Genomic DNA, 24075 nt, shown 5'->3' on the forward strand with positions numbered 1-24075 from the left:
GACCTCGCTCGAATCGGCCTGATGCCGCGTCACGCCTCCTCACCCTCGCGCATGGGCACGCGCACCCCGCGTTCGGCGGCCACCGACTCCGCGATGTCGTACCCGGCGTCCACGTGCCGGATCACGCCCATGCCGGGGTCGTTGGTGAGCACCCGCCGGATCTTCTCCCCGGCGAGAGCGGTGCCGTCGGCGACCGTCACCTGGCCGGCGTGGATGGACCGTCCCATGCCGACGCCGCCACCGTGGTGGATCGACACCCACGACGCGCCCGACGCCACGTTCACCATCGCGTTCAGCAGCGGCCAGTCGGCAATCGCGTCGGAGCCGTCGAGCATGGCCTCGGTCTCCCGGTACGGGGAGGCGACGGAGCCGCAGTCGAGGTGGTCGCGGCCGATCACGATCGGCGCCTGGAGCTCACCGCTCGCGACCATGTCGTTGAACCGCTCGCCCGCCTTGTCGCGCTCGCCGTAGCCGAGCCAGCAGATGCGCGCGGGCAGGCCCTGGAAGTGGACGCGCTCGCCCGCCATCTTGATCCAGCGCGCCAGGGACTCGTTCTCGGGGAACAGCTCCAGGATCGCCTTGTCGGTCTTGGCGATGTCGGACGCCTCACCCGACAGCGCGGCCCAGCGGAACGGGCCCTTGCCCTCGCAGAACAGCGGCCGGATGTAGGCGGGGACGAATCCGGGGAAGGCGAACGCCCGCTCGTACCCTGCGAGTTGGGCCTCGCCGCGGATCGAGTTGCCGTAGTCGAAGACCTCGGCGCCGGCGTCCATGAAGCCGACCATGGCCTCGACGTGCCGGGCCATGGCCTCGCGGGCCCGGGTGGTGAAGCCGGCCGGGTCCTTGGCGGCGGCGTCGGCCATGTCCTCGAAGTCGACGCCCAGCGGGAGGTAGGCCAGCGGGTCGTGGGCGGAGGTCTGGTCGGTGACGATGTCGATGGGCGCGCTCATCGCGAGCAGCTGCGGGACGAGCTCGGCCGCGTTGCCGAGAACGCCGATGGACAGGGCCTTGCGCTGGTCGCGCGCCTCCACGGCCAGCTGGAGGGCCTGCTCCAGGGAGTCGGCCTTCACGTCGAGGTAGCGGTGCTCGATGCGCCGCTCGATGGCGCGCGGGTCGCAGTCGATGCAGATGGCCACGCCGTCGTTCATGGTGACGGCGAGGGGCTGGGCACCGCCCATGCCGCCGAGGCCGGCGGTCAGGGTGATCGTCCCGGCGAGCGTGCCGCCGAACTTCTTCGCGGCGACGGCGGAGAAGGTCTCGTAGGTGCCCTGGAGGATGCCCTGGGTGCCGATGTAGATCCAGGAGCCGGCGGTCATCTGGCCGTACATGGTCAGGCCGAGGGCCTCCAGGCGGCGGAACTCCTCCCAGTTGGCCCAGTCGCCGACGAGGTTGGAGTTGGCCAGGAGCACGCGCGGGGCCCACTCGTGGGTCTGCATGACGCCGACCGGGCGGCCGGACTGGACGAGCATGGTCTCGTCGGCCTTGAGGGTCCTCAGCGTGCGGACCATGGCGTCGAAGGAGCGCCAGTCGCGGGCCGCCTTGCCGGTGCCGCCGTAGACGACGAGCTTGTCGGGGTGCTCGGCGACCTCGGGGTCGAGGTTGTTCTGGAGCATCCGCAGGGCGGCTTCCTGCTGCCATCCCAGGGCGCTCAGTTCCGTACCGCGCGGCGCTCGTACGGGGCGGGGTCCTGACATGGTCTGCCTCCTGGTGGGTGCTCCCGGCGGATTGTTGCTGCGACTATTCACATCCTGGCGTGATGAATAGAGCTAGTCAATACGCGTGGCCGGGCCGGGCCGCACGACCGGCTCATGTTTGGCCCGCTCCAGGTCAGGAAGGCAGGACCTGGAGACACACCGACGAGACCGGGGGCGCGGCATGGACGACGGCATGGACCAGAACCACGGCGACAGGATCGGCGAGGCGGACCGCGGGCGGGCGGTGCGACGGGACGAGGCGGTGCGGGCCGCGGTGGCGCAGGGGCTGCTCGGCCCCGGCTCCCCCATCGTGGGCCTGCTCGACGTCACCGGCATCCGGGAGTCCGCGGCGGCGCTCCGGGCGGCGTTCGAGGCGGTGCTGGCGCCGGGGACTCCGGTGCTGCACGCCTTCGCCGTCAAGGCGACCCCGCTCGTGCCCGTCCTGCGGCTGCTGCACGAGGAGGGCATCGGCGCCGAGGTGGCGAGCCCGGGGGAACTGGCGCTGGCGCGGGCGGCCGGGGTGCCGCCCGCCCGTACCGTCCTGGACTCACCCGCCAAGACGGCGGCCGAACTGCGCGAGGCGCTGGAACTCGGTATCGCCGTCAACGCGGACAACCCGCAGGAGCTGGCCCGCATCGACGCCCTCGTGGGCTCCACCACTCCTCGCTCACCGCTCGGGATACGGGTGAATCCGCAGGTCGGCGGGGGTGCCATCGAGGCGCTGTCAACGGCCACGGCGACCTCGAAGTTCGGGGTGGCGCTACAGGACGAGGGCGCCCGCGAGTGGGTCGTGCGGGCGTATCTGGACCGTCCGTGGCTGACCCGGCTGCACGCCCACACCGGGTCCCAGGGCATCCCGCTCTCCCTGATGACGCAGGGCGTGGCGCGGACGTACGAACTCGCCGAGGAGATCAACGCGCGCGCGGGACGGCGGCAGATCGACACCCTCGACATCGGCGGCGGGCTGCCGGTGAACTTCGGCTCCGAGGCGACCGCGCCGACGTACGCGCACTATGCGCGGCTGCTGCGCGAGGTGGTGCCGGGGCTGTGCGAGGGGCGGTACGGGCTGGTGACCGAGTTCGGGCGGTCGCTGCTGGCCAAGCAGGGCACGCTGGTGGCCCGGGTGGAGTACACCAAGAGCGCCGGGGGACGGCCGGTCGCCGTGACCCACGCGGGCGTGCAGGTCGCGACGCGCACGGTCTACGTACCGGAGGCCTGGCCGCTGCGCCTGGCCGCGTACGACGCGAAGGGGCGACCCAAGCCGGGACCCGAGGTGGTGCAGGACGTGGCCGGGCCCGCCTGCTTCGCGGGCGACCTGCTCGCCGAGGCCCGCGCGCTCGCCCCTCTCGAACCGGGCGACCACGTGGCGGCGCTGGACACCGGGGCCTACTACTTCGCCCACCACTACGCCTACAACTCCCTGCCCCGGCCCGGGGTCTACGGCTACGTCCCGGACGGCCGCGGGGGTGTCGCCTTCGCGGTCGTGCGCGAGCCGCAGCCGGTCGAGGAGATCGTCACCGAGTCAGGGGGGGCGCACGCGTCGGCGCTCACCACCCTGCGCGCACCCGAGCGCGCCTGAGGTCCGTCGAAGACACGGCAAGACACGGCAAGACACGCCTGAAACCCGGTTCAGTCGACCCACACTAGCCCCTCGGTCGCATGTTCCACCGGAAAATGCCGTAACCCTCACCACCGGCGCACACCGTGCGTAGCGTCGGCATCACTCAGCCGAACCCCCGGTGGGAGAGGAACAACGGTGCCCGGAATCGACGAGTGCCTACTGGAAGCCATGCGGCTGCCCGGTGCCAGAGGCGCCGCGCTGGTCGACTGGACGAGCGGACTTGCCCTGGGCACCGTCGGGGAGTCCCCGGGCGGCGACCACGAGACCACCGCGGCGGAGGCCGCCGAACTGGCCCGGCTGGCCGCCGAGCACGGCGCCTTCGCCGCCGCCGAGGACCCCGACGGCGAGCGTCCCCCGGTGGAGGACCTGATCGTCAGCAACCGCGACAGCTACCACCTGCTGCGGTTCGTGGACACGTCCTTCGACAGCAGCGTGTTCCTGCACCTGTGGCTGACCCGCACCGAGGGCAACCTCGCCCTGGCCCGCATACGCCTGGGCGAGATGGCCGAGCGGCTGGTGCTGGGATGACCGTGGTCGACACCCCGCCCCCACCCCAGCTGCCGGTGCGCAGCAAGCCGGCCGCCGAGGACGCGGCCTGGGGCGGCCTCTCGCCGATGCTGACCCGGCTCGCCGCCGAGCGGGCCACCGGCGTCCTGGTCCGCGAGCACGGCACGCTCCACCTCGCCGAGGGCTGTGTAGTGCACGCCGAGAGCCCCCTGAGCCCCGGCCTGGACCTGCTGCTCACCGCCCACGGCACGCTGACGGCCGAGGCGTGGCGGGACGCGGTCATCCGCGCCGACGACCGGCACGGCGCCGCACGCCTGCTGCTGGACGGCGGCCATCTGACCGAGGGCGCCCTGGAGCTGTGCCACCTGGGCGCGCTCCACGACGCCGCCTACTTCGCACTCGCCCCGAGCAGCACCCCGGGCCGGTTCCGCTACGGCATCGCCCACCCGCTCGGCCCCGTCCTGCGGGTCCCGGTGGCCGCCCTGGAGCGCGGGATCCTGCGCCGCCGCGAGCTGCTGCACCGCGTCTGGCCCGACGACGCGCCGGACAGCGCCCCGCTGGTGCGGACGCACGCCGCCGCGGCACCGAAGCTGACGCCCCGCCAGCGGAAGCTCCTGGAGCGGGTCGACGGCACCCGCACGGCCACCGACCTGGCCCGGGAGCTGGGCCGGCAGGCGTTCCACACCCTGGTGGACGTACGGCGTCTGGCGGCCGCGGGGCTCGTCGCGCCGGTCGTCGCGCCACGGGACGCGCCCGTACCGGACGGCGCCGGACAGACCCCCGCGCTCGCCGACCGGCTGGCGTACACCACCGACCCCCACGTCACGCTGCTGAAGAGGCTCAGGGATGCGCTGGAGGCCCTTTGAGAGGAGACACCGGATGGCAGCCGAGCCCGAGATCCTGGACGAGCTACGCCGGCTCAGAGCCCGGGTACCCCAGCTCACCGGCGCCCTCGCCGCCAGTGTCGACGGCCTCGTACTGGCCCACGACACCCCCGGCGTGGAGCCGGAGAGCGTGGCGGCACTCACCGCGACGGCGCTCGGCGTCGCCGTGCGCATGTCGGACGTGACCGGCCAGGGCGATCTGCGCGAACTGCTCGTGCGAGGCGTCCACGGCTACGTCGCGACCTACGCGGCGGGCCGCACCGCGGTGCTGACCCTGCTCGCCCAGGACCGCGTCAACGTCGGCCGCCTCCATCTGGAGGGCCGCCGTGCGGGCGCCCGCATCGGGGAGCTGGTCGACGCCGAGGCGGCCGACGCTTCCGGCAAGGCGCCCGCGAAAGCCGTGAAACCGGCCACCAGGACCGGCACCGCACGGACCAGAACCACCCGCGCGCCACGCACCACTGCCACCAACGCGCGTACTACCACTGATAGTTGACACAACAAGGAGACCCGGCCATGGCCAACACCGAGACCTGCCTGAAGGAAGCGCTCGCCTCCATCGAGGGAGCGACAGGCGTCGCGCTCGTCGACTACACCAGCGGCATGGCGCTGGGCACGATGGGCGGCAGCAAGAGTTTCGACCTGAACGTCGCCGCCGCGGGCAACACGGATGTCGTACGGGCCAAGATGCGCACCATGGAGCACCTCGGCCTCAAGGCGCAGATCGAGGACATCCTGATCACCCTGAGCGACCAGTACCACCTGATCCGCCTGATCAGCGGGCGCGGCGGGAACGGCCTGTTCCTCTACCTCGTCCTCGACGCCAAGCGGGCCAACCTGGCGATGGCCCGCCACCAGCTCAGGAGGATCGAGGAGGACCTGGAGGTCTGACCCGGGCCGCCGGGACAGACCCCCTGGACCTTTCCTAGCCGAGCGCCGCGGTGCGGCGGCGTGCTCCGCCCGGGGCCGCGTCGCCCGCCGCGAGGCCGGTACCGCGGTAGCCCCGCACCGCCTTGCCCGCGGGATGCCCGCCCCGCTTGCCCAGCCAGTCGACGCGCACCCACAGCAGTGTGTCCTCGGCCCGCTCCAGCCGCCCGAGCCAGGCGGCCTTGAGCCACAGCCCCGCTCCGGCGCCGGCCAGCAGCAGGCCGCCGGCCGCGGGCAGGGCGAAGGAGCCGCCCAGCGCGGCCAGGAAGGCCGGGGCGAGCCACCAGCGGTGCCCCCGGCGCCAGACGCGGACGCTCACCGCCCGGTCCTGGAGCACGTCGTGGCGTCCGGCTTGGGCGGCGCCCCGGGCCAGGGCCCGGTAACGCCTGCGCCGGGCGCAGGCCACGACGGCCGCCGTCACCAGGAACAGCGCGGCCCCCGCCAGGACCCCGATCCGGCGCCCGGTCAGCCCCGGCACCAGAACGCCGATCCCCGCCGCGAACACGCCGAGCCACCACAGCGGCGCGGCTCCGGCCCGCACCACGACGGCCACCCGGGCCAGGCCCTGACCTCCCCGACCTGTGCGACCAGCGCGCGCCATGCCCTGCCTCCTCGTCGTCCCGGCACCCTCGTTCGGGCGGGCAGGCTAACGAGCGTTGGTGAGACGAGTCTGAGAGCACCCGGCCCCGGGCGTCACGCCACGAGGCGTCACTCCACGAACAGCCCCCGCGCCGCCGCCCTCTGGTCGAACTCCTCCAGGCGGGCCTGCGCGTCGGGCAGGTCGTCGCACATCGCCTCCAGGAGCACCCGGCCGAGCAGCATCGGCGCGCACGCGGTGTCGAAGGCGAGCCCGGTGCCGACGGCGGCGGGCAGCAGCAGGTCGGAATGCTTGGCGACCGGCGCGAAGGCCGAGTCCGCGACCGTGACGACGGTCAGCCCCGCGTCCTTGGCGTAGGCGAGGGTGTCCACGACCTCGCGCGGATGGCGCGGCAGCGCGAAGCACAGCAGCGCCGAGGCGCCCGCCCGTACGGCGCCGTCGATGCGGTCCTGGATCATCGTGCCGCCCTCGTCGAGCAGCCGTACGTCCGGGTGGACCTTGCCGGCGAAGTACGCGAAGCCGTAGGCCTGGGCGGCCGCGGCCCGCAGGCCGAGGACCGGCAGCGGGCGTGAGGCGGCGAGCACCTGTCCCGCCCTGCGCACGGGCCGTGGATCGGCCAGCGCCTGAGCGAGGTGCCTCAGGTTCTCGATCTCGGCCTCGACCGCCTGCTGGTACTCGTTGTACGAGGCCGGCCGGGCCGCCGGTTCGGCGGGCGCGACCTCGCGCAGGTGCCGGCGCAGCGCCGGGTAGCCGTCGAAGCCCAGGGCGACCGCGAAGCGGGTCACCGACGGCTGGCTGACCCCGGCCAGTTCGGCCAGCTCGACGCTGGACAGGAAGGGCACGTCGGCGGCCCGCCGCACCATGCTGTGCGCGATGCGCCGCTGGGTCGGTGTGAGCCGGTGCCCCTCGAAGAGCGCCTGCAGCCGCGCGGCAGGGCTGTCGGTCACGCTCATGACGTGCTCCCCCTCCAGATGTCGTCGACGCCCCGGGAGGGTATCTCCTCGACCAGTTTCTATTCAGACACCAAGAACTCTGCATGAAGTCATACAGTCAGGGCAAGGGATCGGCCAAGTGTCATTAAAACCGCCCAAACACGCACAGAACGTGACAATCGACGTGCTTAGTGTGAGCAGGCCCCGTCGGTGTCGCCGGCCGCAGCCCCGGCGACGCCGACGGCGGCCCGCCCCCGCACGGACAGGGGGGCTAGCCCCAGTGCGGCGGGCGACCCGGCTCCCTAGCCTGGTGCGTATGACCGGAATGGACGCGCGGGACACGGACCTGAAGAAGGACCTCAACGCCTCCCTGCAAGCCCGCAGGGAGCTGGGCGAGGAGTACGAGTCCGCGCTGGTCGACTCGTTCCTGGAGAAGGTCGACCAGCGTATCGACGGGGCCGTCGAACGCCGGATGCGCCGGCAGTTCGCCGAGCAGCAGATGACGGTGGCGCGGGGCTCCCGCTCGCCGAGGGCCACCGACTCCTGGGGCGAGCGCTTCGGCTTCGGCATCGTCTCGCTGGTACTGGCCGTGCCGCTGTCCGCGATCGGCGGCGGCGTCGCGCACCTGCCCGGCCTCATCGTCGCCTGGTTCGGGATCGTGGGCGTCAACGCCGTCCAGGCCGCGCGCACCAACCCGGGCCTGTTCACCGGCCGCCGCCGCGACCGCGGCGAGGACGACACCTGGAAGGACTGAGCGGCCGCAGGGACTGAGCGGCCGCGCCGGCCCGGCAGGAGCGGGCGGCGGCGTTCCCGGCACGACCGCGCGGGGGCAAGGCGTATGCGCGGGGACCGCCGCACCCCCGTTACCGGGGGGCGGGACGACGGCGGTCCCCGCGAGGGACGCGGGGCCGGGTCAGGACCGGGCCTTCGCGTCCGTGGCGTCCATGGAGGTCCGGGAGCCGCTCCGGAGGTCCGCGACGCCGCACGGCGCCGGCCGGGGCGGACGGCCTCCCCCGGCGCGCCGCGCCCGGGAGGCGATCCCCCGCCCCTTCCGACGTCCACCAATCTGCCGGACGCGTGTTAAGCGGGTGCTGCGTGCACGTGACACGCACGTACCGTTTCCACGACTTCCTCTCAGCCGCGGGTCGCCGCACGTTCCCCGCCGGCACGCCGGCCGCGGCGACGTGTCAGTGCTTTTCGCCCTTGGCCAGGAAGGAGAGCAGGTCCTGACGGCTGACGACCCCGGTCGGCTTGCCCTCCACCAGCACGATCGCCGCGTCCGCCGCGCCCAGCACCGACATCAGGTCGGCGACCGGCTCGCCGGAGCCGACCTGGGGCAGCGGGGCCGACATGTGCTTCTCCAGCGGGTCCTCCAGCGCGGCCCGCTTGGTGAACAGCGCGTCCAGCAGCTCCCGCTCGACCACCGAGCCGACCACCTCGGCCGCCATGACGTCCGGGTGGCCGGCGCCCGGCTTCACGATCGGCATCTGGGAGACGCCGTACTCGCGCAGCACCTCGATGGCCTCGCCGACGGTCTCGTCCGGGTGCATGTGGACCAGGGAGGGGATGGAGCCGCCCGCCTTGTCGTTCAGCACGTCGCCGACGCGGGCGCTCGGGCCCTCGTCGTCCAGGAAGCCGTAGTCGGCCATCCACTCGTCGTTGAAGATCTTCGACAGGTACCCGCGCCCGCTGTCCGGCAGCAGGACCACCACGACGTCGTCCGGGCCGAGCCGCTCGGCCACCCGCAGCGCCGCGACGACAGCCATGCCGCAGGAGCCGCCGACCAGCAGGCCCTCCTCCTTGGCGAGGCGGCGGGTCATCTGGAAGGAGTCCTTGTCGGAGACGGCGACGATCTCGTCGGCCACGCTCCGGTCGTAGGCGGTCGGCCAGAAGTCCTCACCGACGCCCTCGACGAGGTAGGGCCGCCCGGAGCCGCCGGAGTACACCGAGCCCTCCGGGTCGGCGCCGATGACCTGGACCTTGCCGTCGCTGGCGTCCTTCAGGTAGCGGCCGGTGCCGGAGATGGTGCCGCCGGTGCCGACGCCTGCCACGAAGTGGGTGATCCGCCCCTCGGTCTGCTCCCACAGCTCGGGACCGGTGGAGTGGTAGTGCGACAGCGGGTTGTTCGGGTTCGAGTACTGGTCGGGCTTCCAGGCTCCGGGGGTCTCACGGACCAGCCGGTCGGAGACGTTGTAGTAGGAGTCGGGGTGCTCCGGCGCGACGGCCGTCGGGCACACGACCACTTCGGCGCCGTACGCGCGCAGCACGTTGATCTTGTCCGTGGAGACCTTGTCCGGGCACACGAAGATGCACTTGTAGCCCTTCTGCTGGGCCACGATGGCCAGTCCCACACCGGTGTTCCCACTGGTCGGCTCGACGATCGTGCCACCGGGCTTGAGCTCCCCGCTCTGCTCGGCCGCCTCGATCATGCGCAGGGCGATGCGGTCCTTCACGGAGCCGCCGGGGTTGAAGTACTCGACCTTCGCCAGGACGGTCGCCTTGATCCCGTTGGTGACGCTGTTGAGCCGCACCAGCGGGGTGTTGCCGACGAGGCTGATCATCGAGTCGTGGAATTGCACCGTTGTCTCCGGTTGCTGCAAAAGATGTGGTCGTAGTGTGCCGCCAGCCTAAGGCCAGGGGGGACCACCCCGGGTGGACGTTCACTCCCCGTCGAGATTGGACGACGGTCCGTACGGGGCAAGGAGTGGATGTACGGCTACGAGGAGGTGTCGGCGGGCATGACGAACATGTCGAGGGCGAGAGTGGCCCGGCGGATCGCGGCCGGCGCCGCGTACGGCGGCGGCGGACTCGGTCTGGTCGGTGCCGCGGCCGTCGGTCTGCTGCTGGCCGAGGTGCAGATGGCCAAGCGTCACGTGGGCAACGGCACGGACAACCACGTGCCGGTCGCGGACGGACTGTACGGCCGTGCCTACGACACTCCCGGCGAGCCGCCGCTGAGCCTGGTGATGCTCGGCGACTCCACGGCCGCGGGACAGGGCGTGCACCGGGCCGGGCAGACGCCGGGCGCGCTGCTGGCGTCGGGCCTGGCGGCGGTGGCGGAACGTCCGGTGCGGATGCGCAACGTGGCGCAGCCCGGTGCCCGGTCGGACGACCTGGACCGCCAGGTGGCGCTGGTGCTGGGCGACCCGGAGCGGGTGCCGGACATCTGCGTGATCATGGTCGGGGCGAACGACGTGACCCACCGGATGCCGCCGACGCGCTCGGTGCGCCATCTGTCGGCGGCGGTGCGGCGGCTGCGCACGGCGGGCGCCGAGGTCGTCGTGGGCACCTGCCCGGACCTCGGCACGATCGAACCGGTCCAGCAGCCCCTGCGGTGGCTGGCCCGGCGGGCCTCGCGCCAGCTGGCGGCGGCGCAGACGATCGGGGCGGTGGAGCAGGGGGGCCGGACCGTGTCGCTGGGCGACCTGCTGGGTCCGGAGTTCGCGGCGAACCCGCGGGAGCTGTTCGGTCCGGACAACTACCACCCCTCCGCGGAGGGGTACGCGACGGCGGCGATGGCCGTGCTGCCGACGGTGTGCGCGGCGCTGGGCCTGTGGCCGGCCGAGGAGGAGCGTCCGGACGTGTCCCGGAGCGAGGGCTTCCTGCCGGTGGCCCGTGCGGCGGCCGAGGCCGCGTCGCAGGCGGGCACGGAGGTCACGGCGGCGCTGCCGACCGGTCCGCGCGGACCGTGGGCCCTGCTCAAGCGGCGCCGGCGGCGCCGGGTCCCGGAGCCCGAGCCGGCCTCTTCCGGCCCGTCCGAGGACGCCCCTCAGTTCGAGGAGCTGGGGGAGTCTGAGGGCGGCCCGAGAGCGAACCCGGCAGCACGGGGGAAGCAAACAGGGAAAGCAAGCGCTTAGAAAATTGCGGCCAGGGTCACACCCCGGTTGGAGTGACCCCGGCCGTACGTACGGGTAACTTCCTAGCAGCCCGCCGTCATCGACCACGCGGCCGCCCGGTCGCCCGGCCACCGCCCTCCACGAGCGTTGCGCGCCGCCCTATCGACATGGAGTCGTGATGCCCGAAGCCGTCATCGTCTCGACTGCCCGCTCCCCCATCGGCCGCGCCTTCAAGGGCTCCCTCAAGGACCTGCGCCCCGACGACCTCACCGCCACGATCATCCAGGCGGCGCTCGCGAAGATCCCCGAGCTGGACCCCCGGGACATCGACGACCTGATGCTCGGCTGTGGCCTGCCCGGCGGCGAGCAGGGCAACAACCTCGGCCGGATCGTCGCCGTGCAGATGGGGATGGACCACCTGCCCGGCTGCACCATCACCCGCTACTGCTCCTCGTCGCTCCAGACCTCCCGGATGGCCCTGCACGCGATCAGGGCCGGCGAGGGCGACGTGTTCGTCTCGGCCGGCGTCGAGATGGTCTCCCGGTTCACCAAGGGCAACTCCGACAGCCTGCCGGACACCCACAACCCGCTGTTCGCCGAAGCGGAGGCCCGTACCGCGGCCAGGGCCGAGCAAGGCGGCTCGACCTGGCACGACCCGCGCGAGGACGGCCTGGCCCCGGACGCCTACATCGCGATGGGCCAGACCGCGGAGAACCTGGCCCGCCTCAAGGGCGTCACCCGCCAGGACATGGACGAGTTCGGCGTGCGTTCGCAGAACCTCGCCGAGGAGGCCATCAAGAACGGCTTCTGGGAGCGGGAGATCACCCCGGTGACGCTGCCCGACGGCACCGTGATCGGCAAGGACGACGGCCCGCGCCCCGGCGTGACCATGGAGGGCGTGGCCGGCCTCAAGCCCGTCTTCCGCCCGGACGGCCTGGTCACCGCCGGCAACTGCTGCCCGCTCAACGACGGCGCCGCCGCGGTCGTCATCATGTCCGACACCAAGGCCCGCGAACTGGGCCTCACCCCGCTCGCCCGGATCGTCTCCACCGGTGTCTCCGCCCTGTCCCCGGAGATCATGGGACTGGGTCCGGTCGAGGCGTCCCGGCAGGCCCTGAAGCGGGCCGGACTGACCGTCGGCGACATCGACCTGGTCGAGATCAACGAGGCCTTCGCCGCCCAGGTGATCCCCTCCTACCGCGACCTCGGCATCGACCTGGACAGGCTGAACGTCAACGGCGGCGCGATCGCGGTGGGCCACCCCTTCGGCATGACCGGCGCACGCATCACGGGCACACTCGTCAACTCGCTCCAGTTCCACGACAAGCAGTTCGGCCTGGAGACGATGTGCGTGGGCGGCGGCCAGGGCATGGCGATGGTCATCGAACGCCTCAGCTGAGACACCGCGTCACAATGGCCACCTGAGAGACCGTCAGTGGCCGCTTTACCACCCACTGTGACTGAATGGCCCGGAATCCAAGAAACCCCTTGGTTCCGGGCCATTTTGTGATCCAATCTCCCTCAGGATGTGACCTATCTCCCTCGGCGCGGAGGTTTACGCAGGTCAGCGCTTTACCCCAGAGGGCCCCGGGGCCGCATCGGACCATAATTCTGTCCGTTTCGTGACATTACGCACTGACACTTGGATAGTCCGCCCTTCAAGCTGATGTAGGAAGTCGGGGGTCGACCTTGAACCCGGGAGTACGTCAGTGAGCGCCATGCCGATCGCCTTGCTGCTCACCACGGCCGCCACCGGCGCCGTGGGCGTCGCCGTCCTGCGCGCCTTGTGGGTGCTGCGCCGCCAGGTCGCGGCCCTGCACACCCAGCTCGCGGAGAACCACGCCGCCACCGCGCGCGCACTGGTTCCCGCAGCCCGCAGCCACGCGGACGCGGAGCAGATACGTGCCGCCGTGGTGCAGGCGCTCTCCGAGGAGCGGGAGCGGGAGCTGGCCGAGGCGCGCGCCTTCTGGGCCGCCCAGGAGGCGCGCGACGCCGCCGACGCGCCCTCCCTGCTCGGGCTCCCCGACAGCGAGCTGTTCCTGCCCCGGCAGTCCGACTTCACCGGCCTCGAGCACCTGGAGCCGGTGGCCGAGCCCGCCCCGGAGACCGACGAGCTCTCCGGGGCGGACTACGTCCAGGGCGGTACGTCCGGCGAGTCCCCGGAGCTGGCCGCGGCCCGCCGCCGGCACCCCTCGCATCCGGACTTCACCCCGCACTCGTCGCCCGTCGGAGGCGACCACGAGCAGACGCTCGCCACGCTGGAGGACCTGGCCGAGTCCCGCGTGGAACTCGCCGACGTCCGCCCGGGCCCGCTGGGCACCCTCGACGTCTACGTCTTCGCCGACGGTACGACCCTGTGCATGACCCCGGGACACCGCGAGACCGCGGAACGCCTGGCCGACGCCCTGCGCGCGGGCGAGACCCCGGTGCTGCTCGGCGGTTCGGGCGTCTCCGGCGCCTACACGCTCACCTTCACCTGCGGTACCGAGCAGGTGTACATCCTGGCGGACCGGGTCATCGCGTCGCTGTAGCGGGGGCCGCCGGCTCCCACTCGCGTCAGCGCCCCGTCCGCCCCGGACCAGGTCCGCGGCTCAGACCCCGGCCCGCTTCAGCGCCTCCTGCACCAGACGTACGGCCTCCTCGACCTCGTCGTCGGTCTTCAGTACGAGCGCCAGGTCGTGCCCGGCGACCGTGACCTGGTCCGCCGCCGCGAACATCCCCGCGTCGGGCATCTCCCGCGGCTCGCACCCGGGGCACTCGGCGAGCTGGGCCCGCCGGGCGAACTCCCTGGCCAGTGCCAGCGCCTCCGCTGCACCCGCCCGTTGCAGCCGGCTCTGCGGCGCCGCCCTGAGGCGGTCGGCGAAGTGATCCACTGCCCGGGTCAGAGATGTCGTGTCAACCACGCCGCGAGACTACGCGTCGCGGCACGACTGTTGCCAATACGCGAACCCTCAGGCACGGTGACGTGAAGGACCGGCTTCGAATGCGTCCGGAGGCGCCGATGTCCCAAGTCTTCTCCGAAGAGACCCATCGCAATCTGCTCGCCCGCATCCCCCACTGCACCGGTCGTGATATCTCCGACTGGCTGCGCACCGTCGAAGAAGGCCCCGCGCTCCGCTTCGAGGAGAAGGTCAGCTGGCTCCGCCACGAGCACGACCTCGCGTACGGCCACGCCAAGGCGCTCATCCACGAGTACGACCTGAGGAGGGCCGCGCGCAAGCTGCTCTAGGCGTGCAGCGCAGCGCAGCGCCGGTGCCGCCGGACGGACACGGTGCCGGAACGACGAAGGGCCCCGGGGAGACCCGGGGCCCTTGCGTTCGTCGCGTTCGTCCGGCGCGAGGTGCGCTGTGGACTAGTCGCTCTGGTTGAGGATCGCGATGAGACGCAGGAACTCCATGTAGATCCACACCAGCGTCAGCGTGAGGCCGAAGGCCGCGAGCCAGGCCTCCTCGCGCGGCGCGCCGTAGGCGATGCCGTCCTCGACCTGCTTGAAGTCCAGCGCAAGGAAGCAGGCGCCGAGGATGATGCCGATGACACCGAAGAGGATGCCGAGCGGGCCACTGCGGAAGCCGAGGCCGTCACCGCCGCCGAACACCGCGAACAGCAGGTTGACCGCCATGAGGAGCACGAAGCCGAGCGCCGCCGCCATCACGAAGCCGTAGAACCGGCGGGTGACGCGGATCCAGCCCGCCTTGTACGCCAGCAGGACGCCGACGAAGACGGCCATCGTGCCGATCACGGCCTGCATGGCGGCGCCACTGGCGACGTGGGTGTCGACGATGTTGGAGACGACGCCGAGGAACACGCCCTCGACCGCGGCGTAGGTCAGGATCAGCGCGGGTGAGGCCTTGCGCTTGAACGACTGCACCAGAGCCAGGACCATGCCGATCACCATGGCGCCTACACCGATCCCGTAGGAACGGTTGATGTTGGCGCTGTCGACCGGCAGCAGCGCCCAGGCGAGCGCGGCCGTCACGACCAGGGTGCCGAGCGTGGACGCGGTGCGCAGGACGACGTCGTCCATCGTCATCCGGCCGGTGGTGGCCGGGGCCTGCGGCGGCGCGCCCTGCTGAAGGTCTTGCTGAGCGTAAGGGTTCTGCGCGTAGGGGTTGCCGCTCGGCTGGGCGTACGGGTTGCCCTGCGCGTACGGATTGCCCTGCGTGCCGACAGCGGGACCCCCGGCCTGCGGCGCGGCGTTGAAGCCCGCGTAGCCGTTGTCGCGGCTGAACCCCCGTCGCGAGAAGACCGGGTTTCTGCTCCTCATCTCACTCCTCCATGGCCGCACGGCGCGGCCTTGGCCTCAAGAGTAATGGAAAGGCAAAGGGCTGACCCTAGTACCTCGGGAGGATCTTTCCCTCGCCATGCTGCGGAACACGCTACGTCGCCGCATGATTCCCGGCCAGGGAGGGCCCCGTTCATGACCGACCCGGAACACGTCCGGAACCGGCCGGAGACCACCCGGGTGTCCGTCAGCCGATCGGGAACCCGGTGTAGCTCTCGGCGAGGTCGGTCTCGGCGGCCCGGCAGGAGCCGATCCGGTCCAGCCGGGCCAGTTGCAGCCGTCCCTCGAAGGCGGTGGCGTCCGGGTCGCGGTGCAGCATCGTGGTCATGTCGTAGCTGAAGCGCTCGGCCTGCCAGACGCGCCTCAGGCAGGTCTCCGAGTAGGCGTCGAGGAGTTCGGCGGAGCCCGTCTCCTTCTCGTGGACGAGCGCCCGGGCGAAGGTGACGACGTCGCCGACGGCGAGGTTCAGCCCCTTGGCCCCGGTCGGCGGCACGATGTGGGCGGCGTCCCCGGCCAGGAACAGGCGGCCGTGGCGCATGGGCTCGTGGACGTAGGAGCGCATCGGGGTCACCGACTTCTGGGTGATCGGGCCGCGGTGCAGGGCCCAGTCGTCGTCGGTCTCCAGCCGCCGTTCGAGCTCGTCCCAGATCTCCTCGTCGCTCCAGGCCTCGGCGTCGGTGTCCGCGGGCACCTGGAGGTAGAGGCGGGAGACGGACGGGGAGCGCATGGACAGCAGGGCGAACCCCCGGTCGTGGCGGGCGTAGACCAGCTCGTCGTGCGAGGGGGCCACGTCGGCGAGGATGCCGAGCCAGCCGAAGGGGTACGTCCGCTCGAACACCCGGGAGAGCGAGGCGGGGACGGCCTTGCGGGCCACGCCCCAGAAGCCGTCGCACCCGACGACGTAGTCGCACTCGAGGACGTCCTCGCGCCCCTCGTGGCGGAACGGGATGGAGGGGCGGTCGCCCTCCGCCCCCTCCACGGCCAGCGCCTCCGCCTCGAACAGCAGTGGGCCGCCCTCGTCGAGCTGCAGGGCGATGAGGTCCTTGCAGACCTCGGTCTGTGCGTAGACCATCACCGACCGCCCACCGGTGAGCGCGGGGAAGTCGACGCGGTGCCGGCGCCGGTCGAAGCGCAGCTCGATCCCGTCGTGCCGCAGCCCCTCGCGGTCCATCCGCTCCCCCGCCCCGGCCGCGCGCAGCACGTCCACGGTGCCCTGCTCCAGGATCCCGGCCCGCTGCCGGTGCTCGACGTAGGCGCGGTCGCGGCTTTCCAGGACGACCGAGTCGATCCCGGCGTTGTGGAGCAGCCGGGCGAGGAGCAGGCCGGCCGGTCCGGCTCCAATGATGCCGACGGTGGTGCGCATCGGTCGTTCCCTTCGGATGGGCGTCGTCGCCTGGGTGGATGACGGGGTGGCTGACTGAACGGACGGCAGGGTGTTCTGGTGTTCGCCTGGTGAAATTTCTTTCACTGTGATGTGCCCCTGAGTTTCCGTCCGGACCGATCCGATGTCAATGGTTGTCCGCGTCAATGAGGGTTCGCGTCGATGAGTGCCCGCGTCGACGGGGGTTCGCGCGTGCAGAAGCGCGCTGACGCGGATGAGGTGACGTGAGGGCGCGCGGGCCCCGGATGCGGGGAGGCCTGCTCGGACCCGCCCTCCCGCCGCGAGGCACGGCCCGCCGACCGGACCGTGCGTGACGCGGTGGTGCCCGGAGCCGGACTTGAACCGGCACGCCCGCGAAGGGGCAGCGAGGTTTAAGCTCGCCGTGTCTGCTTTCCACCATCCGGGCAGGCCATGGGCTCCGCGCTGCGGCTCCGACCCTATCGGGACACCTTCCCCGAACAGTGGGCGGGTGGACTCATGTTGTCTTATTTTATTGGTAACTGAGGGAGCATCAGCGCTCGGGGGTGGCCATCGGCACTTGCCAACAGCCTTGCGGGCGAGCGCCGGACGCGCACGTGGAATGACGGAATTTCACCGTCCGAACCAGGGGGCTCCACCTGTTCTCGACGATCCGGCCCGCAGGACGCGTCCCGGAGACGGCCCTCATGCCCAGGTATCAGGGACGGCCCTCATCCCCAGGTATGACGTGCCCGGGCCCCGGTCCGACCCCAGTCGGCCCCCGGAACGGGAACAGCGGCTGACTGCACGGGCCCGATCGGCAGCGACGATGGTCTACGTCCCGCGAACTTCGTCCCGTCAGGAGCGCCCACCCGTGACCACCTCCTCCATCGCCGGCCCGACCACCGCCGTGGCCGCGCGTGCCACGGATCTGTCGAAGATCTACGGACAGGGCGAGACCCAGGTGGTCGCCCTCGACCGGGTCTCCGTCGACTTCCGGCAGGCCGAGTTCACCGCGATCATGGGCCCCTCCGGGTCCGGAAAGTCCACGCTGATGCACTGCGTGGCGGGCCTGGACACGTTCTCCTCCGGTTCGGTGCGCATCGGCGACACCGAGCTGGGTTCACTGAAGGACAAGCAGCTCACCAAGTTGCGCCGGGACAAGATCGGCTTCATCTTCCAGGCGTTCAACCTGCTGCCGACGCTCACGGCCCTGGAGAACATCACCCTTCCGATGGACATCGCCGGCCGCAAGCCGGACCAGAAGTGGCTCGACTCCGTGATCGCGATGGTCGGGCTCGCCGACCGGCTGGGCCACCGGCCCTCCCAGCTGTCCGGCGGTCAGCAGCAGCGCGTCGCCGTCGCCCGGGCGCTGGCCGCCAAGCCGGAGATCATCTTCGGTGACGAGCCCACCGGGAACCTCGACTCGCGCGCCGGGGCCGAGGTGCTCGGCTTCCTGCGCAACTCCGTGCGCGAGCTGGGCCAGACGGTGGTGATGGTGACCCACGACCCGGTGGCCGCGGCGTACGCGGACCGGGTGGTGTTCCTCGCGGACGGGCGGATCGTGGACGAGGTGTACGAACCCACGGCGGACGCGGTCCTCGACCTCATGCGGCGTCTTCCCGGGGGGAACCTCCGGACCCCCGAGTCCGACGGCAAGAGCAGCGCCGGCTGACGTCCCGCCCGCCTCCCGCCCCCTCGCCACCCACTCGTACACCCTGGACTGAGACGAACCCATGTTCCGCACAGCCTTGCGCAACGTACTCGCGCACAAGGCCCGGCTCCTCATGACCGTGCTCGCCGTGATGCTCGGCGTCGCCTTCGTGTCGGGGACCCTGGTCTTCACCAACACCATCTCGAACGCGTTCCAGAAGAGTTCCGCCAAGGGCTTCGACCATGTCGACGTGGCCGTGCGGGCCAAGTTCCAGCAGAGCAAGGGCGACCAGGTCGGCCGGCGGCCCGAGCTGACCCAGGCGCTGCTGGACGAGAGCGCCCGCGTCCCCGGCGCGGGCTCCGCCATCGGCGTCGTGCAGGGCTTCACCGCGATCGCCGACAAGGACGGCAAGCTGATCGGCGGCGGCTTCCAGTCGCAGGGCGGGAACTACTGGGGCTCGGACGACCCCCGCTACCCGCTGAAGTCCGGCACCGCCCCGCACGGCGAGGGCCAGGTCCTCATCGACTCCGAGACCGCCCGGCGCGCCGGGTACAAGGTCGGCGACACCATCCGCGTCTCCGTCGACGGCCCCGTCCTGACGCCCACCGTCAGCGGCGTCTTCACCACCGACGACGGCAACGTCGCCGCCGGCGGCAGCCTCGCCCTGTTCGACACGGCGACCGCCCAGAAGCTGTTCGGCAAGCCGGGCACGTACGACGAGATCGACGTGCGGGCGAAGGCGGGCACCAGCCAGACGGCGCTGAAGGCGCAGCTGGACCGGGTGCTGCCGAAGGGGAAGACCGAGACGACCACCGCCGAGCAGCTCGCCGACGACCAGGCGCGGATGATCTCGGACTCGATGAGCGGACTGCGTCAGGGCCTGCTGGTCTTCGCCGGCATCGCGCTGTTCGTCGGTACGTTCATCATCGCCAACACCTTCACCATGCTGGTCGCCCAGCGCACCAAGGAGCTGGCGCTGCTGCGCGCGGTCGGCGCCTCCCGCCGGCAGGTCACCCGGTCCGTGCTGATCGAGGCGTTCCTGGTGGGCGCGGTGGCCGCCGTGACGGGTCTGGTCGCGGGCATCGGCATCGGCGCCGGGCTGAAGTCCCTGCTGGGCTCGATGGGCGCCACCGTGCCCGACGGGCCGCTGGTCGTCACACCCGGCACCGTGGCCGCCGCCCTCGCGGTCGGCGTCCTCGTGACCATGCTGGCCGCGTGGCTGCCCGGCCGCCGGGCCGCCAAGATCCCGCCGGTGGCGGCGATGAGCAGCCTGCACGCGCAGGCGACCACCAAGTCGCTGGTACTGCGCAACACCATCGGTGCCCTGTTCTCGGCCGCCGGTGTCGCCGTGGTCCTGGTGGCCACCTCGATGAACGACATCGAGGCCGCCCAGGCGCCCATGGGTATCGGCGCGGTGCTGCTGATCATCGGCGTGTTCATCCTGACCCCGCTGCTGTCCCGTCCGCTGATCGCCGCCGCGGCCCCCGTCCTGCGCGCCTTCGGCGTCTCCGGCAAGCTGGCCCGGCAGAACTCGGTGCGCAACCCGCGCCGTACGGCGGCCACCGCGTCCGCGCTGATGATCGGCCTGACCCTCATCACCGGCATGACGGTGATGGCGGGCAGCCTCCAGCACGCGATCGACAAGATGGCCTCGTCCGCGATCCGCGCCGACTACGTGGTGTCGATGGCGAACGGCAACTTCCTCTCCCCGGACGTCGACAGCAAGCTGCGCGCCGCCGAGGGCGTGACGGCCACCAGCCCGCTGCGCAACGCGCCCTCCCGCATCGACGGGCAGACCGAGTTCCTCACCGGGGTGAACGGCAAGGCGATCGGCGAGCTGACCGATCTCCGGGTGGACGACGGCTCCTTCACGGTCGGCGGCACGAAGGTCGTCGTGGACGCCAAGACCGCCAAGTCGCACGACTGGAAGGCCGGTTCGGTCTTCACCGCCTCCTTCGAGGACGGCAAGAAGCAGCGCCTGACCGTCGCCGGGGTCTACGAGGGCAACGAGATGATCCGCGGGATCATGCTCGACAACGCCACCCTCACGCCGCACCAGCCCCGCCCGAACGACATGCAGGTCATGGTCAAGACCTCCGGCGGGGCGTCCGACGCGGCCAAGGACCGGCTGGTGAATGCCCTCGGCTCCAACCCGGCGATCAAGATCCAGGACAAGAAGGACATCTCCAACGGCATCGCGCAGATCTTCACCCTGATGCTGAACCTGCTCTACGGCCTGCTGGCCATGGCGGTCATCGTCGCGGTCCTCGGCGTCATCAACACCCTGGCGATGTCGGTGTTCGAGCGCTCCCAGGAGATCGGCATGCTCCGCGCCATCGGCCTGGACCGCAAGGGCATCAAGCGGATGGTCCGCCTGGAGTCCCTGGTGATCTCCCTGTTCGGCGGCGTCCTCGGCATCGGGCTCGGCGTGTTCTTCGGCTGGGCGGCCGGTGAGCTGCTGGGCTCCAGTCTGTCGACGTACGAACTGGTCCTGCCCTGGTCGCGGCTGGCCGTCTTCCTGCTGCTCGCGGCGGCGGTCGGCGTGCTGGCGGCGCTGTGGCCGGCCCGGCGCGCGGCGCGGCTGAACATGCTCCAGGCCATCAAGTCCGAGTAGCGGCGCCTCCGTGCCGAAGGGGCCCCTTCCATGGCGGAAGGGGCCCCTTCGGCGTGTGCGCTGGTGCTGTGACCGGAAAGGTTTGCCGGGAAGCTCGCGGCGTCCGGTGCGGGGGTACCTCCCACGCCGTTCAGGCCGTGGGGGAGCATCGCAAGGCGGAGCATTACCCGCGTACTGGATGTGCTCGGGTGATGCGACAACGCGGCGAGGTGCCGTGCCGGGCGCCGCGAGCCGGTGAACCTCTCCGGTCGCAGCGCTAGGCGGCGGGCGCGCCCCAGGTACGGGCCCGCAGCGGCATCCCCGAGTCACCGGATCCGGGAGTCCGCACGGCCAGCACCTGGTTGACGCCGATGCGGTTGCGTTCGAAGGCGAGCGCGGAGGCCGCCATGTACAGGCGCCAGACGCGGGCGCGGCCGGGACTGGTCAGGCGCGTGGCCCGGACCCAGTCCGCCTCCAGGTTGGCCACCCAGCGGCGCAGGGTGAGCGCGTAGTGCTCGCGGATCGACTCCACGTCACGCACCTCGAAGCCGGCCCGCTCCAACTGGGTGACGGTGGTGCCGACGGGTGCGAGCTCGCCGTCCGGGAAGACGTAGGCGTCGATGAAGTCGTCCACGCGGTACGACGATTCGTCCCGCTGCGGGCGGCGGCCGATCTGGTGGTTGAGCAGCCGTCCGCCGGGCTTCAGCAGGGCGTGCAGCTCACGCGCGTACTCCAGGTAGCGTACGGCGCCGACGTGTTCGGCCATGCCGATGGAGGAGATCGCGTCGTAGGGACCGTCCTGCACGTCCCGGTAGTCCTGGACGCGGATCTCCACCCGGTCGGTGAGCCCCTCGTCGGCGACGCGCTTGCGGGCGTACGCCGCCTGTTCCCGGGACAGGGTGACGCCGACGACGCCCACGCCGTGCTCGCGGGCCGCGTGGACGGCCATGGATCCCCAGCCGCAGCCGACGTCGAGGAGCCGCTGACCGGGCTTCAGGTCCAGCTTGCGTGAGATCAGTTCGAGCTTGTCGTGCTGGGCCTGTTCGAGGGTGGCGAGGGGTTCGGGGGCCGGCCAGTAGGCGCAGGAGTACACCATGGAGGGGCCGAGGACGAGCTCGTAGAAGTCGTTGCCGACGTCGTAGTGGTGGCTGATGGCGCTCTTGTCGCGGCGTCGGGTGTGCAGGTGGCCGTGGCGCCTGGGGACCTCCTCGCGGGGCGGGGCGGGCGGCAGCGGCGGGCCGGCCAGCTTCACCAGCCCGCGGACGGCGGCGCGGGCCTGCGGGTCGCGCAGCGTCGCGGTGAGGCCGCGGGCGTCCTCGTCCCGCTCCCAGATCAGGCCCGAGAGCAGTTCCAGGGCGGCGTAGAGGTCGCCCTCGACGGTCAGGTCGCCGGCCACCCAGGCACGGGCCAGGCCCAGTTCGCCCGGCTTGAAGAGCAGCCGGCGCAGGGCCCGGCGATTGCGTACGACGAGCATCGGTGTGTCCGGCGGCCCCGCTTCGGAACCGTCCCAGGCGCGAATGCGCAGGGGAAGCGGGGACCCCAGCAGCTGTTCGAGGAGTCGTGTGAGCCGCAGCGCGGCATCGGGCATGGTGCACACCTCCATGACGACGAACGCCGGAATGTCATCCACCACGTAAACACCGGGACGCGCCGGGCGCAGTCCCGCAATGGAGTTACGACTGGGCAAACACCAGCGTTCCACCGCAACGGCTCTGGGTCACGCCGCGCGGAACGCCGAAGGACCTCCCGCACCACGGATGGCGGGAGGTCCTTCGGTTCGTTCGTCGGACCGGGAGGCCCGAAGACCTACGGCCTGAAGGTCAGGAGGCCTTGGCCTTCTCCTCGGTCTTGCTCGCGGCGGGCACCGGCGCGGGCTTGGCGGCCTCGTAGAACTCGTCGCGGGGGTTCTCCATGGCGCCGAGGGAGACGACCTCGCGCTTGAGGAACATGGCGAGGGTCCAGTCGGCGAAGATACGGATCTTGCGGTTCCAGGTCGGCATGGCCATGCCGTGGTAGCCGCGGTGCATGTACCAGGCGAGGCGACCCTTGAGCTTGATCTTCATCTTGCCCATGACGATCATCGCGACGCCCTTGTGCAGGCCGAGACCCGCGACCGCGCCCTTGTTGGCGTGCTCGTAGTCCTTCTGCGGGAAGCCCCGCATCTGGGAGATCACGTTGTCGCCGAGGACCTTGGCCTGGCGCAGCGCGTGCTGGGCGTTCGGCGGGCACCAGGCGTTCTCGTTGCCCGCCTTGCGGCCTACGAGGTCCGGAACCTGGGCGTTGTCACCGGCGGCCCAGATGTAGTCGGTGCCGGTCACCTGGAGGGTCGGCTGGGCGTCCACGTGACCGCGCGGGCCGAGCGGCAGGCCGAAGCGGGCCAGTGCCGGGTTGGGCTTGACGCCCGCGGTCCACACGATCGTGTTGGAGTCGACCTCGAGGCCGTTCTTCAGCACCACGTGGCCGTCGACGCAGGACTCCATGGAGGTGGAGAGGTAGACCTCCACACCGCGGCCCTCGAGGTGCTCCTTGCCGTACTGGCCGAGCTTCGGGCCGACCTCGGGGAGGATCTTGTCGGCGGCGTCGACGAGGACGAAGCGCATGTCCTCGCGGGACACGTTGTTGTAGTACTTGGCCGCGTCCCGGGCCATGTCCTCGACCTCACCGATGGTCTCGGCGCCGGCGAAGCCACCGCCGATGAACACGAAGGTGAGCGCCTTGCGGCGGATCTCCTCGTCCGTGGTGGAGTCGGCCTTGTCGAGCTGCTCCAGGACGTGGTTGCGCAGGCCGATGGACTCCTCGATGCCCTTCATGCCGATGCCCTGCTCGGCCAGGCCCGGGATCGGGAAGGTGCGGGACACCGCGCCCATCGCGATGACGAGGTAGTCGAAGGGCAGCTCGTACGCCTCGCCGACCAGCGGGGCGATCGTGGCGACCTTCCGGTCCTGGTCGATGGTGGTGACCCGGCCGGTGAGGACCTCCGCCTTGGGCAGCACGCGTCGCAGCGGGACGACGACGTGCCGGGGGGAGATGCTGCCGGCTGCGGCTTCGGGGAGGAAGGGCTGGTAGGTCATGTACGAACGGGGGTCGACGACCGTGACGGTCGCCTCTCCGTAGCGCATCTTCTTGAGGATGCGCCGAGCTGCGTACAGGCCTACGTACCCACCGCCTACTACGAGGATCCTGGGACGCTCCGTGGTGCTCATGGCAT

At 71.5% G+C, this 24075-nt stretch carries 21 protein-coding genes and 1 tRNA gene; 12 read left to right on the forward strand and 10 right to left on the reverse strand.

Annotated elements, in window-relative coordinates; all coding sequences use genetic code 11:
* Positions 1 to 29: 29 nt before the first annotated feature.
* On the reverse strand, positions 30 to 1694 hold the full coding sequence (gene hutU, locus ACWC91_RS20485) for a urocanate hydratase (RefSeq protein WP_450642079.1): 1665 nt from the start codon (positions 1692 to 1694) through the stop codon (positions 30 to 32).
* 193 nt (positions 1695 to 1887) lie between these two features.
* Between hutU and ACWC91_RS20490 the strand changes: the two genes are divergently transcribed.
* The 5 genes from ACWC91_RS20490 (at position 1888) to ACWC91_RS20510 (ending at position 5597) form a co-directional block, all read left to right on the forward strand.
* Positions 1888 to 3273: a diaminopimelate decarboxylase gene (locus ACWC91_RS20490; protein WP_450642078.1), complete on the forward strand. Its 1386-nt coding sequence runs from the start codon at positions 1888 to 1890 to the stop codon at positions 3271 to 3273.
* A gap of 177 nt (positions 3274 to 3450) precedes the next feature.
* Positions 3451 to 3843, forward strand: a complete 393-nt coding sequence (locus tag ACWC91_RS20495; protein WP_225074839.1) for a hypothetical protein — start codon at positions 3451 to 3453, stop codon at positions 3841 to 3843.
* Entirely contained in the window at positions 3840 to 4688 is an 849-nt protein-coding gene (locus ACWC91_RS20500) for a transcriptional regulator (protein WP_450642076.1), read from the forward strand. The genes ACWC91_RS20495 and ACWC91_RS20500 overlap by 4 nt, the downstream gene beginning before the upstream one ends.
* Before the next feature lie 13 nt (positions 4689 to 4701).
* The gene (locus ACWC91_RS20505; RefSeq protein WP_225074837.1) at positions 4702 to 5202 is read left to right on the forward strand and encodes a roadblock/LC7 domain-containing protein; all 501 of its coding nucleotides are present in this window, start codon (positions 4702 to 4704) and stop codon (positions 5200 to 5202) included.
* Positions 5203 to 5222: 20 nt separating this feature from the next.
* Positions 5223 to 5597, forward strand: a complete 375-nt coding sequence (locus ACWC91_RS20510; RefSeq protein ID WP_141360423.1) for a roadblock/LC7 domain-containing protein — start codon at positions 5223 to 5225, stop codon at positions 5595 to 5597.
* Positions 5598 to 5631: 34 nt separating this feature from the next.
* On the opposite strand, the gene ACWC91_RS20515 is transcribed toward ACWC91_RS20510, so the two are convergent.
* Together ACWC91_RS20515 and ACWC91_RS20520 are read right to left on the reverse strand one after the other, a co-directional pair.
* Complete coding sequence (locus ACWC91_RS20515; RefSeq protein WP_450642074.1) at positions 5632 to 6234, reverse strand: hypothetical protein; 603 nt, start codon at positions 6232 to 6234, stop codon at positions 5632 to 5634.
* A gap of 107 nt (positions 6235 to 6341) precedes the next feature.
* Positions 6342 to 7184 (reverse strand): MurR/RpiR family transcriptional regulator, encoded by an 843-nt coding sequence (locus tag ACWC91_RS20520; RefSeq protein WP_225074835.1) that lies wholly within the window; start codon positions 7182 to 7184, stop codon positions 6342 to 6344.
* Between the two features lie 295 nt (positions 7185 to 7479).
* Here ACWC91_RS20520 and ACWC91_RS20525 point away from each other — a divergent pair, with 295 nt between their 5' ends.
* Positions 7480 to 7917 (forward strand): hypothetical protein, encoded by a 438-nt coding sequence (locus ACWC91_RS20525; RefSeq protein ID WP_225074834.1) that lies wholly within the window; start codon positions 7480 to 7482, stop codon positions 7915 to 7917.
* 433 nt (positions 7918 to 8350) lie between these two features.
* Here the strand turns inward: ACWC91_RS20525 and ACWC91_RS20530 are convergent, their stop codons facing one another.
* A complete protein-coding gene (locus ACWC91_RS20530; RefSeq protein ID WP_225074833.1) occupies positions 8351 to 9742 on the reverse strand; it encodes a cystathionine beta-synthase in 1392 nt (463 codons plus the stop codon).
* A gap of 159 nt (positions 9743 to 9901) precedes the next feature.
* On the opposite strand from ACWC91_RS20530, the gene ACWC91_RS20535 reads away from it, so the two are divergent.
* The 3 genes from ACWC91_RS20535 to ACWC91_RS20545 all read left to right on the forward strand — a co-directional run bounded on the left by ACWC91_RS20535 (position 9902) and on the right by ACWC91_RS20545 (position 13530).
* Positions 9902 to 11020, forward strand: a complete 1119-nt coding sequence (locus ACWC91_RS20535; RefSeq protein WP_450642083.1) for an SGNH/GDSL hydrolase family protein — start codon at positions 9902 to 9904, stop codon at positions 11018 to 11020.
* 157 nt (positions 11021 to 11177) lie between these two features.
* Entirely contained in the window at positions 11178 to 12398 is a 1221-nt protein-coding gene (locus ACWC91_RS20540; RefSeq protein ID WP_225074832.1) for an acetyl-CoA C-acetyltransferase, read from the forward strand.
* A 310-nt stretch (positions 12399 to 12708) separates the two neighbouring features.
* A complete protein-coding gene (locus tag ACWC91_RS20545; RefSeq protein WP_376500186.1) occupies positions 12709 to 13530 on the forward strand; it encodes a hypothetical protein in 822 nt (273 codons plus the stop codon).
* Between the two features lie 60 nt (positions 13531 to 13590).
* Here the strand turns inward: ACWC91_RS20545 and ACWC91_RS20550 are convergent, their stop codons facing one another.
* Positions 13591 to 13902, reverse strand: a complete 312-nt coding sequence (locus tag ACWC91_RS20550; RefSeq protein ID WP_225074830.1) for a hypothetical protein — start codon at positions 13900 to 13902, stop codon at positions 13591 to 13593.
* A 98-nt stretch (positions 13903 to 14000) separates the two neighbouring features.
* Between ACWC91_RS20550 and ACWC91_RS20555 the strand changes: the two genes are divergently transcribed.
* Positions 14001 to 14228 (forward strand): DUF4287 domain-containing protein, encoded by a 228-nt coding sequence (locus ACWC91_RS20555; RefSeq protein ID WP_141360416.1) that lies wholly within the window; start codon positions 14001 to 14003, stop codon positions 14226 to 14228.
* A 123-nt stretch (positions 14229 to 14351) separates the two neighbouring features.
* Here the strand turns inward: ACWC91_RS20555 and ACWC91_RS20560 are convergent, their stop codons facing one another.
* From ACWC91_RS20560 to ACWC91_RS20570, 3 genes are all read right to left on the reverse strand, one after another.
* A complete protein-coding gene (locus ACWC91_RS20560) occupies positions 14352 to 15263 on the reverse strand; it encodes a Bax inhibitor-1/YccA family protein (protein ID WP_141360415.1) in 912 nt (303 codons plus the stop codon).
* A 205-nt stretch (positions 15264 to 15468) separates the two neighbouring features.
* Positions 15469 to 16644, reverse strand: coding sequence for a 4-hydroxybenzoate 3-monooxygenase (locus tag ACWC91_RS20565; protein WP_281154477.1), 1176 nt, complete (start codon positions 16642 to 16644; stop codon positions 15469 to 15471).
* A gap of 337 nt (positions 16645 to 16981) precedes the next feature.
* A tRNA-Leu gene (locus ACWC91_RS20570) sits at positions 16982 to 17068 on the reverse strand.
* Positions 17069 to 17494: 426 nt separating this feature from the next.
* Between ACWC91_RS20570 and ACWC91_RS20575 the strand changes: the two genes are divergently transcribed.
* Positions 17495 to 18295, forward strand: coding sequence for an ABC transporter ATP-binding protein (locus ACWC91_RS20575; RefSeq protein ID WP_281154476.1), 801 nt, complete (start codon positions 17495 to 17497; stop codon positions 18293 to 18295).
* Positions 18296 to 18356: 61 nt separating this feature from the next.
* Positions 18357 to 20888 carry an ABC transporter permease gene (locus ACWC91_RS20580; RefSeq protein ID WP_450642071.1) on the forward strand — a complete coding sequence of 844 codons (2532 nt, stop codon included), beginning with the start codon at positions 18357 to 18359 and terminating at the stop codon, positions 20886 to 20888.
* Between the two features lie 256 nt (positions 20889 to 21144).
* Here the strand turns inward: ACWC91_RS20580 and ACWC91_RS20585 are convergent, their stop codons facing one another.
* A complete protein-coding gene (locus ACWC91_RS20585) occupies positions 21145 to 22455 on the reverse strand; it encodes an SAM-dependent methyltransferase (RefSeq protein WP_225074904.1) in 1311 nt (436 codons plus the stop codon).
* Between the two features lie 232 nt (positions 22456 to 22687).
* The gene (locus tag ACWC91_RS20590; RefSeq protein WP_225074825.1) at positions 22688 to 24070 is read right to left on the reverse strand and encodes an NAD(P)/FAD-dependent oxidoreductase; all 1383 of its coding nucleotides are present in this window, start codon (positions 24068 to 24070) and stop codon (positions 22688 to 22690) included.
* Between the last annotated feature and the right edge of the window lie 5 nt (positions 24071 to 24075).

This window comes from Streptomyces sp. NPDC001204 (assembly GCF_053598035.1).

Coding starts and splice junctions, on each gene's coding strand:
- ACWC91_RS20560 (WP_141360415.1), bottom strand. CDS start 15,263: ATGAGGAGCAGAAACCCGGTCTTCTCGCGACGGGGGTTCAGCCGCGAC.
- ACWC91_RS20535 (WP_450642083.1), top strand. CDS start 9,902: ATGACGAACATGTCGAGGGCGAGAGTGGCCCGGCGGATCGCGGCCGGC.
- ACWC91_RS20500 (WP_450642076.1), top strand. CDS start 3,840: ATGACCGTGGTCGACACCCCGCCCCCACCCCAGCTGCCGGTGCGCAGC.
- ACWC91_RS20525 (WP_225074834.1), top strand. CDS start 7,480: ATGACCGGAATGGACGCGCGGGACACGGACCTGAAGAAGGACCTCAAC.
- ACWC91_RS20580 (WP_450642071.1), top strand. CDS start 18,357: ATGTTCCGCACAGCCTTGCGCAACGTACTCGCGCACAAGGCCCGGCTC.
- ACWC91_RS20585 (WP_225074904.1), bottom strand. CDS start 22,455: ATGCCCGATGCCGCGCTGCGGCTCACACGACTCCTCGAACAGCTGCTG.
- ACWC91_RS20510 (WP_141360423.1), top strand. CDS start 5,223: ATGGCCAACACCGAGACCTGCCTGAAGGAAGCGCTCGCCTCCATCGAG.
- ACWC91_RS20520 (WP_225074835.1), bottom strand. CDS start 7,184: ATGAGCGTGACCGACAGCCCTGCCGCGCGGCTGCAGGCGCTCTTCGAG.
- ACWC91_RS20565 (WP_281154477.1), bottom strand. CDS start 16,644: ATGCGCACCACCGTCGGCATCATTGGAGCCGGACCGGCCGGCCTGCTC.
- hutU (WP_450642079.1), bottom strand. CDS start 1,694: ATGTCAGGACCCCGCCCCGTACGAGCGCCGCGCGGTACGGAACTGAGC.
- ACWC91_RS20590 (WP_225074825.1), bottom strand. CDS start 24,070: ATGAGCACCACGGAGCGTCCCAGGATCCTCGTAGTAGGCGGTGGGTAC.
- ACWC91_RS20505 (WP_225074837.1), top strand. CDS start 4,702: ATGGCAGCCGAGCCCGAGATCCTGGACGAGCTACGCCGGCTCAGAGCC.
- ACWC91_RS20540 (WP_225074832.1), top strand. CDS start 11,178: ATGCCCGAAGCCGTCATCGTCTCGACTGCCCGCTCCCCCATCGGCCGC.
- ACWC91_RS20515 (WP_450642074.1), bottom strand. CDS start 6,234: ATGGCGCGCGCTGGTCGCACAGGTCGGGGAGGTCAGGGCCTGGCCCGG.
- ACWC91_RS20555 (WP_141360416.1), top strand. CDS start 14,001: ATGTCCCAAGTCTTCTCCGAAGAGACCCATCGCAATCTGCTCGCCCGC.
- ACWC91_RS20490 (WP_450642078.1), top strand. CDS start 1,888: ATGGACCAGAACCACGGCGACAGGATCGGCGAGGCGGACCGCGGGCGG.